The sequence below is a fragment of the Arenibacter sp. P308M17 genome, from assembly GCF_003426735.1.
GTDB lineage: Bacteria > Bacteroidota > Bacteroidia > Flavobacteriales > Flavobacteriaceae > Arenibacter.
The window spans coordinates 16,165-29,987 of the sequence record NZ_QVON01000007.1 but is presented as its reverse complement, the minus strand read 5'-3'; the positions used below and the strand labels follow the sequence as shown (position 1 = coordinate 29,987).

General features: G+C 41.2%; 12 protein-coding genes. 4 read left to right on the top strand and 8 right to left on the bottom strand.

Annotated elements, in window-relative coordinates; all coding sequences use genetic code 11:
- Positions 1–117: 117 nt before the first annotated feature.
- From D0S24_RS16300 to gcvT, 4 genes are all read right to left on the bottom strand, one after another.
- Positions 118–828: a YebC/PmpR family DNA-binding transcriptional regulator gene (locus D0S24_RS16300; RefSeq protein ID WP_117020894.1), complete on the bottom strand. Its 711-nt coding sequence runs from the start codon at positions 826–828 to the stop codon at positions 118–120.
- 68 nt (positions 829–896) lie between these two features.
- Complete coding sequence (locus tag D0S24_RS16295) at positions 897–1,184, bottom strand: 4a-hydroxytetrahydrobiopterin dehydratase (RefSeq protein ID WP_117020893.1); 288 nt, start codon at positions 1,182–1,184, stop codon at positions 897–899.
- 429 nt (positions 1,185–1,613) lie between these two features.
- The gene (locus D0S24_RS16290; RefSeq protein WP_117020892.1) at positions 1,614–2,432 is read right to left on the bottom strand and encodes a sugar nucleotide-binding protein; all 819 of its coding nucleotides are present in this window, start codon (positions 2,430–2,432) and stop codon (positions 1,614–1,616) included.
- Positions 2,433–2,471: 39 nt separating this feature from the next.
- Positions 2,472–3,557: a glycine cleavage system aminomethyltransferase GcvT gene (gene gcvT / locus D0S24_RS16285; protein WP_117020891.1), complete on the bottom strand. Its 1,086-nt coding sequence runs from the start codon at positions 3,555–3,557 to the stop codon at positions 2,472–2,474.
- A gap of 400 nt (positions 3,558–3,957) precedes the next feature.
- Here gcvT and D0S24_RS16280 point away from each other — a divergent pair, with 400 nt between their 5' ends.
- A complete protein-coding gene (locus D0S24_RS16280; protein WP_117020890.1) occupies positions 3,958–5,571 on the top strand; it encodes an aminopeptidase P family protein in 1,614 nt (537 codons plus the stop codon).
- A gap of 18 nt (positions 5,572–5,589) precedes the next feature.
- Here D0S24_RS16280 and D0S24_RS16275 read toward each other — a convergent pair whose 3' ends face one another.
- Positions 5,590–6,633 (bottom strand): beta-1,6-galactofuranosyltransferase, encoded by a 1,044-nt coding sequence (locus tag D0S24_RS16275; protein WP_117020889.1) that lies wholly within the window; start codon positions 6,631–6,633, stop codon positions 5,590–5,592.
- 130 nt (positions 6,634–6,763) lie between these two features.
- On the opposite strand from D0S24_RS16275, the gene glf reads away from it, so the two are divergent.
- From glf to D0S24_RS16260, 3 genes are all read left to right on the top strand, one after another.
- Entirely contained in the window at positions 6,764–7,861 is a 1,098-nt protein-coding gene (glf, locus tag D0S24_RS16270; protein WP_117020888.1) for a UDP-galactopyranose mutase, read from the top strand.
- Positions 7,862–8,158: 297 nt separating this feature from the next.
- On the top strand, positions 8,159–8,389 hold the full coding sequence (locus tag D0S24_RS16265; protein WP_117020887.1) for a hypothetical protein: 231 nt from the start codon (positions 8,159–8,161) through the stop codon (positions 8,387–8,389).
- Positions 8,379–8,726: a type II toxin-antitoxin system PemK/MazF family toxin gene (locus D0S24_RS16260; protein ID WP_117020886.1), complete on the top strand. Its 348-nt coding sequence runs from the start codon at positions 8,379–8,381 to the stop codon at positions 8,724–8,726. The genes D0S24_RS16265 and D0S24_RS16260 overlap by 11 nt, the downstream gene beginning before the upstream one ends.
- A gap of 246 nt (positions 8,727–8,972) precedes the next feature.
- Here the strand turns inward: D0S24_RS16260 and thrC are convergent, their stop codons facing one another.
- From thrC to thrA, 3 genes are all read right to left on the bottom strand, one after another.
- The gene (gene thrC, locus D0S24_RS16255; protein ID WP_117020885.1) at positions 8,973–10,268 is read right to left on the bottom strand and encodes a threonine synthase; all 1,296 of its coding nucleotides are present in this window, start codon (positions 10,266–10,268) and stop codon (positions 8,973–8,975) included.
- Positions 10,269–10,335: 67 nt separating this feature from the next.
- Entirely contained in the window at positions 10,336–11,268 is a 933-nt protein-coding gene (locus tag D0S24_RS16250) for a homoserine kinase (protein ID WP_117020884.1), read from the bottom strand.
- A gap of 35 nt (positions 11,269–11,303) precedes the next feature.
- Positions 11,304–13,748, bottom strand: a complete 2,445-nt coding sequence (thrA, locus tag D0S24_RS16245) for a bifunctional aspartate kinase/homoserine dehydrogenase I (protein ID WP_117020883.1) — start codon at positions 13,746–13,748, stop codon at positions 11,304–11,306.
- Positions 13,749–13,823 lie beyond the last annotated feature (75 nt).

Below are 13,823 nucleotides of genomic sequence, written 5' to 3'. Positions count from 1 at the left end.
CAGTGGCAGTTGGCAGGGTCAAAGTTCAAGGTTTCAGGTTCAGTCCATGGTCTATCTAAAGTATCAATTCTCAATTCCAACATCTAAAATCTAGTATCCAGCATCTGGAATCCAACACTATTCCTGCATACTGTGGTACACGTTCTGTACATCATCATCCTCTTCTATTTTTTCCAAAAGTTTCTCTACGTCGGCCGCTTCTTCCTCGCTTAGGGCTTTGGTGACCTGTGGAATACGTTCAAAACCTGAAGATAGAATTTCAATACCCCTATTTTCCAATTCTTTCTGTATGGCCCCGAAGCTTTCAAAGGGCGCATAGATCAAAATGCCGTCCTCATCGGCAAAAACTTCTTCGGCTCCAAAGTCGATCATTTCCAGTTCCAATTCCTCCGGATCTATTCCTTCGGCAGGAATCCTAAAGTTGCAGGTATGGTCGAACATGAATTCTACCGAGCCCGAAGTTCCCAAACTACCGTTGCATTTGTTGAAGTAACTTCTAATATTGGCCACGGTCCTGGTATTGTTGTCCGTGGCAGTTTCTACCAAAATGGCAATTCCATGGGGTGCGTATCCTTCAAAAAGCACTTCCTTAAAGTCGCCCAAACTTTTGTCAGACGCCCGTTTAATGGCCCTTTCCACATTGTCCTTGGGCATGTTTACCGCCTTGGCATTTTGGATAACGGCCCTTAACCGTGCATTGGAGCTCGGGTCTGCCCCTCCCTCTTTTACCGCCATTACAATGTCCTTGCCTATTCTGGTAAAGGCCTTCGACATTGCGGACCATCTTTTCATTTTACGTGCTTTTCTAAACTCAAAAGCTCTTCCCATTTCTTAGTTTTGTTAGAATAATAATGGAACAAATTTAACAATTTTTAATGCCGGCACAAGGGTTAAGTTTACTTGCTGATAATAATTTCCTCAATACTGTGCGCCAACTTGAAATCCTTGTCCGTAACCCCCTCCGCATCGTGGGTGGAAAGTCGGATATTAAGGGAATTGTAGACATTGTTCCACTCTGGGTGGTGATTTTGCGACTCACATTCAAAGGCGATCCTGGTCATTACAGAGAAGGTATCCTTAAAATTCTTAAATTCAAAGGAGGTCTCAATGGCGCCATCTACATAGTCCCACCCATCCAGTTCTTCCAATCTTTTTTCTATTTCTGTTTCCGATAATTTTTTCATACGTTTAAATTTTTGTAATTATATGATAATAAATTAATTAAAAAACCCGCCTGAATGGCCTGTCGGGCAGGTTAAGAACGTATGTAACCGCTACGCTCTCACATTAAAAATTTTAAACATCCACTCTCGATAGCAATCGGGATGTGAAATAATTTTTAAATTTCTTAATACTCGTTTCATCTGTTGATATTAATTTGTTTTTTATTGGTCAGACCTGCCCGACTTCTTCGTTCCCTTCCGTACCAGAACGGGCGGACAGGCGGGTTTAATTACTTACATAATTCCTATCATTACCAAGTTCATGAACCTTCGGTTTCACCAATCAACATTTCGTCCCGATAATTGTCACAAGGTGTCCAGAATTGTCATGGCTCATTTCATGCCGCTACTTTTTATAAAGTTAATTAAAACGGTACAATTCCAAGCCACCTATTCGCTAAAGATATGATGGTCTATAATCTCCTGATAGTTGAACAGTAAATTTTTTGGCAGCCGGTTCAATTTTGGCAACACCGCCAAATAACGGTCTTCATTGGTAGTAAATACATGTTTGTAAATAGGCCGATAGTTGCCCAAACGGTTTATAATTTCCCGTATAAAATCTTCATGGTGTATCAGGTCTACACTTCCCAAATGAAAGACCCCCGTCTTATTGTGGTTTATAAGGTAATGTATTTGTTGTGTAAGCTTATCATCGTTGGTGACGTTAATGATCAGATTGGGGAATACTTCAATGGGTTCCTTAGCGGTCAGGGCACTCTTTATTTCTTTAATTCTTGGCGAATTTATTCCAAAAACCATAGGTACCCTAAGAATGGCCATTTTAGACGCGGGTATCCTTAGAAGCATATTTTCTATTTTAATCTTCAATCGGCCATAAATGCTTTCGGATAGGGTCTTGTCGTTTTCGTAGGAGGGGTATTTGCTATAGGCATCAAAAACGTTGGCAGACGATATAAAATACAATTTGCAATCCCTGTTTTGGATGTATTCCACCAAATGTTGATGGGCCATTACCTGCGCCTGGAAATTCCCCCTTAGGGCGGAAATGATGAGGTCGGGCTTAACCTTGTTCAAAATATCAAATACGTCATCTTCTTCAAGGTCGTACCTAAAGAACTGTTGATTGTGTTCAAAGCTTTTTCTGGAAGAATAATAGGTACCATAGGTGTCAAAATAGGAGTTCAACTCCTTGTAAATGGCATTGCCTATAAATCCGCTCGCCCCTAAAATGAGTATTTTGTTCATTCTATCACCTCCTTTTGCAAAACTCGACCGCTACTTCTTTTAGACCTTGTAAAAAGGGAGTTTAACTATGGTAGCAGGAACGGCGTTCTTCCTAATTTGTATATGGATTTTGGTACCGATTTGGGACAGGGCCGTGGGTACATAACCCAAGCCGATACCTTTCCCCATGGAAGGGGACATGGTGCCCGAGGTTACCGTTCCAATCTTATTGCCCAAAGCATCAACGATATCATAGTCGTGCCTTGGAATCCCCTTTTCATCCAACTCAAATGCCACTAATTTTTTGGCAACTCCGTCTTCCTTTTGTTTGGCCAAGGCTTCCCTATTTACAAAATCCTTGGTGAACTTGGTAATCCAGCCCAGGCCTGCTTCCAGTGGCGAGGTAGTATCATTGATATCATTTCCGTACAAACAGTAGCCCATTTCCAATCGCAAGGTATCCCTGGCGGCAAGGCCGATAGGTTTTATGTTGTAGGCGGCACCAGCTTCAAACACCCTGTCCCAAATCTGTTGTACCTCATCGTTCTTACAGTATATTTCAAAACCTCCTGAACCCGTATAACCGGTAGCTGATATGATTACGTGCTCTATACCTCCAAAATCCGCTACCTCAAAGGAGTAGAAATTTATTGCGCTAAGGTTTATGGATGTCAACGATTGCATAGCTTCCACGGCTTTGGGTCCCTGAATGGCCAATAGGGAATATCCTTCGGATATATTGCGCATATCCGCACCAAAATCTTTATTGTATTTGTTAATATGCGCCCAATCCTTATCGATATTGGAGGCGTTTACAACCAGTAAATACTGTTCCTCTTTAATTTTATATACTATTAGGTCGTCCACAATACCACCGGTTTCGTTGGGCAAGCAGCTATATTGGGCCTTTCCTATACTCAATTTGGAAGCATCATTGGAAGTCACCTTTTGTATGAGTTCCAATGCCTTGGGGCCTCCCACAAGGAACTCGCCCATATGGGACACATCAAAAACGCCCACTCCATTGCGGACCGTTTCATGTTCTATGTTCACGCCTTCATAGGAAACAGGCATGTTGTATCCTGCAAAGGGCACCATTTTAGCGCCCAATGCCTCGTGGGTTTTTGTCAATGCGGTATTTTTCACACGTTTAAATTTTAGTAATTATTTATTAATAAGCTAATTATAAAATTAAGAACGTGTGCAACCCTGCCTCGCCGGCAGGCAGGCACTCCGTTCTCACATTAAAAATTTTAAATATTTTCTTTTGTTAAAAAATATTTAAAATTTATTAATGTTCGTTTCATTTGAACGATTTGAGGCGTAAAAATATTGAAAATATATCTAAGGGAGAATCCAAACACCTTTTGTTTTGCACAAATTAATGTTAATTGGGATTCATGTTGCGTGGTTGAAATAACTGGGCAGTGAACATTTTTTTGTCCCGGTGGGACTGCCCCTTGTACTTTGAGGTGTCTTTGTGGTTAATCAATAACCGATTTGGTACTATTATTGATTATTTTTAGACCTAAAATTAATGATGGTTATGAGGAATTTAACAATGATTTCTTTATTTTTTTTGCTAGGCCCTTGGTTTTGGGCACAGGAAGTTCCCAATGATTTATTAAGTGCGGATTTTCATAAGGGAAGGCGTCAGGAAGTGCGTAAGGCCATGCCCCCAAACAGTGTGGCGGTATTTTTTGCCGCAGCGGTAAGGAATAGGGCAAACGACGTGGATTATGTATACCATCAAGATCCTGATTTTTATTATTTAACGGGCTATAGGGAACCCAATGCCCTTCTGCTCCTATTTTCAGAAATGCAAAAGGATAAGGATGGGGGTCAATACAATGAGGTACTCTATGTCCAGAAACGGGATGAAAGGGCCGAACAATGGAATGGAAAAAGATTGGGAATGGAAGGCGTTAAAGGGCAACTGGGATTTGAACGCGCCTTTAACGCCGAAGAATTTTTAAACTCGGATATTGATTTTTCCAAGTTTGGGAATGTAATGTTTTTCGATTTCAAGAACGATTTTAGGGATACCAAGGGCCCCGCCGATAAGTTTGATCTGATACGGGCGTTTAAGGAAAAGACCAATTATCCTACAGATTACGATGCCACCAAACAACAGCTTTATAGTATGATCAAAGCTACCGAGTTGGAGAACAGTGCCAATGTGGCCCAGACCCTGGGGAGGTATTTGAATTATTATCAGGAACTAAGATCGGATACATTGTTGGTCGATTTTGTGGAGGCCAAAGATGATAGGTCCCGGACCGAAATCAGGGAAAAGGTGGCACTGCAACTACAGTCCAATAACCTAAATAGTGCCAAGCTGGAGGAAATAATGAACACCTTAAGGGAAATAAAGACCCAGGAAGAACTGGTGCTTTTAAAGAAGGCGGTGGAGATTTCGGCAGTAGGGCAAATAGAGGTTATGAAGGCCATGCACCCCAATATGTCCGAAATGGAAATTCAGGGAGTACATGAGTTTGTTTATAAGAAATACGGTGCCGAATATGAGGGCTATCCTTCCATAGTAGGTAGTGGCAATAACGGTTGTATTCTGCATTATATAGAGAATAATAGACCAAAGGTGGGGAACGATTTGGTCTTGATGGATTTGGGTGCGGAATATCACGGTTATACTGCCGATGTAACCCGGACCATTCCGGCCAACGGAAAATTTTCAAAGGAGCAAAAACAGATTTACGATATTGTTTACAGGGCCCAAGAGGCGGGAATAAAGGCCAGTGTGGTAGGGGCTTCTTTTCAGGCCCCCGGAGAGGCCGCAAGTGAAGTGGTTGCCCAGGGGTTGGTGCAGCTGGGGATTATTGGGAGCCCAGGGGAGGCCAGGAAATATTTCCCGCACGGCACTTCCCATTATTTGGGGCTTGATGTGCACGATAAGGGTACTTACCAGCCATTTAAGGAAAATACGGTGATTACGGTAGAACCCGGTATCTATATTCCCGAAGGAAGTGATTGCGATAAAAAATGGTGGGGAATAGCGGTAAGGATCGAAGACGATATCCTAATCACGAAAAATGGTCCCGTTAATTTGTCGGAAATGGCCCCAAGGACCACGGAAGCTATAGAGGCCGTGATGAAAGAATCCAGTCCGCTGGACCATTTTAAATTGCCATCGTTGGATTAAATGGGACTATAGGGGAAACTATGAAATTTCTACGAGGGCTTTTTTCATAGCTGCTTTCAAAAATCCACCGGAAATTATCCCTTCCCTAACTTCGGCTACATTTTTTACCATTTTTTGGTAATCCTCATCGGATAGGTTTTTTAATTTTCCGTCCAATTCTTCCAAAGAGGAAATGCAGATGCCCAATTGGCGTTCCTGTATTACTGTGGCAATGGCCGCCTTGTCCCATATGATGATGGGAAGGCCACAGAGCAAATATAAAGAGGTCTTATGGGGGTTGTTGTATAATAGGTATTGTCCAAAATGACCGGCACACTCGTCAATGGAGTTCCCGTTCCATACCAGGCCGAAAGAACCCCTTATGTGTTTTGCTACTTCATCCGGGGAAAACATCCCTTCAAAACTGATGATGGTATTGGCCGGGTCCACATCATCTTTGATAAAACCACTACCGTAGAGCTTTAAATGAAAGCTATTGTTTTTTAAGGCATCCAATTTATAGATAAAGGCACTTTTTGCCATTCCAAGGCCACCGGCAAAAACAACATCGAACAAGCCCTTATTGGAAAGCTCGGGAGCAATGTAGGTATTGTTGTTGTCCAAATAATCGAACATGTACAGAGGGATCAGTTTGGCCGTGGCCCCTTGTTGCTCGAACCATTTTTTCATATTGTCGTTATGTACAATGATTACGTCGGCACATGAGAATTTTTTCATTTCTCGGGCAATATCCTTGTTTTTTCCCATAAGATATTTAACATCATGGATGATCAGAACAATTTTACATTTTTTTATTCCCGCTATGGTGGTGATGTATTTGTAATATTTGCTTAGCGGATATTGTATGGCCAAAACGGAATTTTTAGGGAGACGTATTACCCCCTTTGTTATTCCAAAAAAACTGATGACCGCCCCTAAGGCAGAACTGGCATAGGTGGTCTGTTTAAAACCTAAATTTTTAAAACCTATGGTGTCCAAGATCCGCTCGCAATCCGTTTTCGGTTTGGAGGCTGCGCTGTTGGTTGCTTTGTAATTTCGGGAGATATAATATAAATTGGCCATTGTGGTTTGGTTCTTTACGCTATGCAAATATAACCATGTTATGGCAAAGTGGATTTTTTTTTGATTTCAATCTGAAAACGATATATTATACATTAGTTTTACTTTTTTATTGTGAACTCATTTACGCGTAATGAAATACGACTACCTTATTGTAGGTGCTGGACTTTTTGGTGCCGTTTTTGCCCATGAGGCCAAAAAGAAAGGAAAAAAATGCCTGGTAATCGATAAGCGCCCACATCTTGGGGGTAATGTTTATTGTGAGGAAGTGGAAGGTATTAATGTCCATAAGTACGGGGCACATATTTTTCATACCAATGACAGGACCATTTGGGATTATGTAAATGGATTTGTGGAATTTAATAGGTATACCAATGCACCGGTAGCCAATTATAAGGGCGAACTTTTTAATTTGCCCTTCAATATGAACACTTTTTACCAGTTATGGAAGGTTGCAACACCTGGGGAAGCCAAATCGTTAATAGCGGAACAGGTACGGGAAGTGGGGGTGCTCAATCCAAAGAATTTGGAGGAACAGGCCTTGTCACTGGTCGGTAAGGACATCTACGAAAAGTTGATCAAAGGGTATACGGAGAAACAATGGGGACGAAAGGCCACAGAGTTGCCGGCTTTTATCATAAAAAGGTTGCCGTTGCGGTTTACGTTCGACAATAATTATTTTAATGATAAATACCAGGGAATTCCCATTGGGGGTTACAATAAATTGATCAATGGTCTGTTGGAGGGTATTGAAACTCGGATGGAGGTCGATTTTTTTAAAGATAGAACGGAACTGATGGCAATGGCCCATCAGCTTGTGTTCACCGGTAAGATCGATGAGTTTTATGATTATCGATATGGGAAGTTGGAATATAGGAGTCTGGAGTTTAAACATGAAACCCTGGATATGGAAAATTATCAGGGCAATGCGGTCATAAATTATACGGATGCCGAAATTCCATATACCCGTATTTTAGAGCATAAGCACTTTGAATTTGGAACACAAAAAAAGACCGTTATCACAAAGGAATATCCTACGGAATGGTCCGGCAATAAAGAGCCGTACTACCCCATCAACGATCTAAGGAACAATGAAATCTATTCCAAGTACAGGACCTTGTCCGAAACGGACGATATTATATTTGGGGGAAGGCTGGCCGAGTATAAGTACTATGATATGCACCAGGTAATTGCCTCGGCATTGGCCAAGTGCAAAAAAATATTTCCCTAAGATAGTCCTGTTTATTTTCCAAAAATTTTGGCTGCAACAGTTAACAGTGGGCAGTGAAGTTCGTTTATTACCAACCCCCGTTGACGCGAGTGTCACAATCGTGCCTCGCTGCAGACCCACGAAAATTTTTAAAAATTATAAGGATAATATGTACTGGAGAACAATACATTAAGCAAGTATATTGGTTATGGTTTATAATATTAATATATTTTACCGCGTGTTGAAAAAGAACAATTAGAAATACTTGTTTAATATACAAAAAGGATATACTTTTGTTATATTATATAAGTAAAAATTATGAAAACAGTATCATTAAAAATTGATGATTCAATTTTTGGGGAAACAGAAAAAATCCTTGCAAAAATTAAAAAACCGAGAAACAGGTATATTAATGATGCAATTGACTACTACAATCGTATTCAAAAACGTTCAATTTTAGAAAAAAGACTAAAAAAAGAATCGGATTTGGTTAAAGCAAATTCTTTGGAAGTTTTAAAAGATTTTGAGGGGATCGATTATGACGTTTAAACAATATGAAATCTGGATTGCAGATTTAAATCCGCAAATCGGGACGGAACCTGGAAAAACCAGACCAGTTCTTATTGTCCAGACAAATCTATTAAATCAAATTCCACATCCTTCAACAATTGTTTGTCCATTAACGACAAATGTAAAAAAAGGCTCGGAAATCTTGCGGGTTCACATAAAAAAAGGAGAAGCAAATCTACATCAAAATTGTGATGTAATGATAGACCAAATTAGAGCAATTGATAATAAAAGACTTGTTAAAAAAGTTGGAAACCTACCTCAAAATCTGATTGAAAAGGTGAAGGAAAATTTAATGATAATAATTGATTTAGAATAATATCGTAGGACATTAGTAAATTAAAATTCAGCTTATTAAAACCACTCTGGAGCGGTTTTCTATTTTTTGGATCGTTCTCAAATCGGCAAGGGGCAAGGTCATCATATTATACCCCGTTGGCGCGAGTGTCACACTCGTACTTACAAAACTTTCAAAGAAACTCGAATAACAGAGCTTTACAAAGCTAACCGCTTAAAGCTTAAGCCTTACTGCTTCAAAACTTAAATAATTTCATTGCTTGGAAGCTTATTTGTCCAATAGATAATCTTTTAGCTCCGTATATTCAGAGATTTTAATCGATTTTTTCTTTTTGTCCATAACTTTTACAATACTATCCGGCAAATCGATATTTTCCCTGATAGTATCCTCCACTACATCCAGGAACTTGACAGGGTGTGCCGTTTCCAGAAAAATGCCATAGGTGTCCGGATGGGTTTGTTGATACTTTTTTAAGCCCAAATAGCCAACCGCACCGTGTGGATCCGCCACATAGGTATAGTCGTTGTACAATTTTAGCATGGCTTCCCTGGTCTCTTTATCGGTAAAGGAATAGGAGGTTAGGTTGTTGGAGAGCTCCTCAAAACTATCCTTGTACAAATGCCTTATCCGGATAAAATTACTGGGATCGCCCACGTCCATGGCGTTGGAAATGGTAGCGATGGAGGCTTTTGGTGCATAGGTTCCTGTATCCATATAGCGTGGAACCACATCGTTTACATTGGTGGAAGCAATAAAATGTGTACAGGGCATACCCAACCTTTGCGCCATAATTCCTGCACAGATATTTCCAAAATTTCCACTTGGGACGGAAAATACAATATCCTTGGCCTTGGATTTCATTTCCTTATAGGCGAACAGGAAATAAAACATTTGGGGGAGCCACCTGGCCACATTGATACTATTGGCGGAGGTCAACTGCATGTTTTGGACCAACTCCTTGTCCAGGAAAGCTGTTTTTACCATATTCTGGCAGTCGTCAAAAGTGCCTTCAACTTCCAGGGCGGTAATGTTCCTGCCCAATGTAGTCAATTGTTTTTCTTGAATATCGCTCACCTTTCCGCTAGGATATAGAATAACTACCTTAACCCCGTCCACTCCAAGGAACCCATTGGCAACTGCGCCTCCCGTATCTCCGGAAGTGGCTACCAATACAGTTACATCCTTTGTGGTTTTGGTTGAGAAATAACCGAGGCATCTAGCCATAAATCGCGCACCCACGTCTTTAAAAGCTAGGGTAGGGCCGTGAAAAAGTTCCAAAGCGGCCACGTCGTCCTCAATTTCTACAAGGGGAAAATCAAAATCCAAAACATCGGCCAGAATTTCTTTAAGTGCCTCTTCCGGAATATCCTTGCCCACAAATTGTTGTATGGCCAGGAAGGCAATTTCCTGATTGGAGCATTCTTCTATCCTGTTAAAAAAATCGTTTGGTAGCACCGTGATCGTTTCTGGAAAATATAAGCCGCGATCTGGGGCAATTCCTTTTATAACGGCTTCTTTGAAAGATACATTGGGCGCTTGTTGGTTTAGGCTATAAAAGTTCATATTTATCGGTGTTGATATGAGTTGTAATTTCAAATTGGTACTTGGATACCCAGAAAAGCAGCATACTTTAGCTTTCCAGGATTTTAATCCCTTGGGTATTTATTTGGGAAATATGTATGTCATAATCTACCCCTATTTTTTCGTAGACTTTTCTCATGGCTTCCGCTACTCCATTGGCATTTTCCCTGCCCTTGCTCAGGGCAAAGATAGAGGGTCCCGAACCTGAGATTCCACATCCTAGGGCACCTGCTCCAATGGCATCTTCCTTCACCTTATCGAATCCGGGGATAAGAATGGATCTAATGGGTTCTATGATATGGTCTACCAAAGACCTGCCTATAAGTTCATAGTCGTTGGTAAATAGGCCTGCAATAAGTCCGCCCACATTGCCCCATTGCTTAATACCATCTTCCAGGGAAATGGATGTTTTTAGGATGCGTCTGGAGTCTGAGGTCCTAACTTCTATTTGTGGATGTATAACGGTGGCGTATAATTCTGGAGGCGTAGGGATTTTTACAATATCCAAAGGTTGGTAACTGCGCACTAGGGTAAAGCCCCCGAACAGGGCAGGGGCAACATTGTCGGCATGGGCTACCCCACTGGCCAACCGCTCTCCTTCCATGGCAAATTTTACCAATTCCAGATTGGTGAAAGGGCAGCCCAATAGTTGGTTCATGGCCCACACTGCCCCTGTTGAACTGGCTGCACTGCTTCCAATACCGCTGCCCGCCTTTATTTTCTTATAAATCTCGATCTCAAAACCACCCACATGATCACTTTCCGCCAGCAAGGCCAATCCTGCGACCCCGGCCACATTTTGCAGGGTTTCGGTGGGTAGATCCTGCCCTGTAAGCTTGGTGATCTTTATTCCTTTTTCATTGGTTTTCCTGACCACCATCTCATCACCTACCGAATCCAAAGCAAGTCCAAGGACATCAAAACCACAGGAAACATTGGCTATGGTGGCCGGACAGAAAATTCTAATTTCGTTAGTTTTCATTTTCACTCAAATAAATTCACATTTTCGGGCCTCTTTTAATAATTACCGATGCGTATAATATCGGCGAATATTCCAGAGGCGGTAACATCTGCCCCGGCCCCGGCCCCTTTTATGATCATTGGTTGGTTGGGATATCGTTCCGTGTAGAATAATACGATATTGTCACTTCCTTCCAAGTTATAGAAATCATGTCCTTTGGGAATCCTTTGTAGGCCCACACTGGCTTTTCCGTTTTCAAATTGCGCCACATATTTCAATTTACTATCTTCCTCAACGGCCTGCCTGTACATTTGTTGAAACGATGCTTCATGTTTCGTCAACGATTTGAAAAAATCTTCATTGTTCTTTGTTTCCAAGCTCTCCTGTGGTAGAAAGGGATTGTTTTGGATGTCCTCTATGTTCAGTACGTTTCCACTTTCCCGTGCCAGGATCAATATTTTCCGCATAACGTCCACCCCGCTCAAATCTATTTTGGGATCCGGCTCGGTATAGCCTTCCGTTTGGGCTTGCTTTACGATATCGTGGAAGGTGGTGCTGTCGTTAAAATTGTTGAACACAAAATTTAGACTACCCGAAAGTACCGCTTGAATTTTTAATATTTTATCGCCCGAAGCTACCAAGTGCTTTAAAGTGTCTATAATGGGCAGGCCGGCACCTACATTTGTTTCGAAAAGAAAGGGCGCATTGTACTGTCTTGCCAGATCCTTTAATTCCTGATAATTTCCATAGGTAGAGGAACAGGCTATTTTATTACAGGTAACAACGGATATGCTATTCCTTAAATAGGAACTATAGGTTTCCGAAACCTCCTGATTGGCGGTATTGTCTACAAATATGCTATTTCTGTAATTCAGTTTTTTAACCTTTTCGAAGAACTGTTCCAGATTGGTCTTTTCTCCCTTGCTTAGAAGTTCCTGCCAATTTTTAAGGGCAATGCCATCCTCATCGAATATCATAGTCCTGGAATTGGACATACCAATAACCCTGATATTTAGTTTTAGCTTCTCTTTTAAATATTTTTTTTGCGATTGTATCTGGTTCAAAAACTTGGCGCCAACATTGCCCACTCCCATAACAAACAGATTCAGCTGCTTTATATTTTCCTCAAAAAATTCCTCATGCAAGGTATTGAGCGCTTTTTTTACATCCTCTTTAAGGATTACTGCAGATATGTTACGTTCGGAAGCCCCTTGGGCTATGGCACGGATGTTAACATTGTTTTTGCCCAAGGTACTGAACATTTTTCCGCTAAGACCTTGATGGCTTTTCATATTATCGCCTACAAGGGCAATGATGGCCAAATCTTTTTCTGCCACTACCGGTTTTATTTTTCCAAGGGAAATCTCAATATAGAATGCATCGTTGATAACTTGTACCGCGTGGTCCGCATCCTGATTGTCAATTCCGATACAGATAGAATGTTCGGACGATGCCTGGGTAATCATCACAACACTGATGCCCGCAGTTGAAATTACTTCGAAAAAACGTTTGGAAATTCCCGTAATACCTACCATACCCGGGCCTTCCAGGGATAGGAGGGCAATATTTTCCACGTGGCTTATTCCGCGTACGGTTTTGCCCTTTCCGTTTTTATTTTTGGTGATCAAAGTACCTGCTGCCTTTGGATCGAAGGTGTTTTTAATGACAATGGATATTCCTTTGGTCAATACCGGTTGAATGGTGGGAGGATATAGGACCTTCGCCCCAAAATGGGACAGCTCCATAGCTTCTTCATAAGAAATATGGGGAATGGCCATGGCCTGTTTTACTATTTTGGGGTTGGCGGTATACATGCCGCTTACATCCGTCCATATTTCCAGAATTTCCGCATCTATGGCGTTGGCTACTATTGCAGCGGTATAATCCGATCCTCCACGGCCCAAGGTGGTGGAATCACCATTTGCCGACGAGGCAATAAAGCCTCCCATAATAATTACGGAATTGGGGCATTTTTCAATGTAGTCGGTAATATTTTTGTTCGTTATATCAAAATTGACGGCCGCTCTCCCGTAATTGGAGTTTGTTTTTACAAGCTGTCTGCTATCGGCATATGCGGTATCTATTCCTTCAACTATGAAATATTCGCTGATAATATAGGAAGACAGCAACTCTCCGTAACTCACTATCTTGTCCGATAGTTTTGGCGTAATCTCCCCTATTAAATAGGCCCCTTCCAATAGTGTTTCCAGGGTATTAAGTTCACTCTTTACTTTACTAAGGACCTTACTTTGGGATTGGATCGGGATTAGCTCCTTTATGGTATGCAGATGTCTGTCCTCTATTTCCTTTAGCAAGGTTTTATAGGTCTGTTCCTGTGAGGAAGCTAGCGCTGCGGTCTTTAAAAGAAGGTCTGTTATTCCTCCAAGAGCGGAAACTACTACAATGGTTTTTTTGGCCCCAAGGTCTGCTATAATATTTTTTACTAAACTTATATTATTGGCGTTGGCTACCGACGTGCCACCGAATTTTAGAACTTTCATGGTTCAAAGGTATTAAGTAATAAAAATTGAATTTTGATATAATATGTAACGGACGTATATGTAGTAGCTTACCCC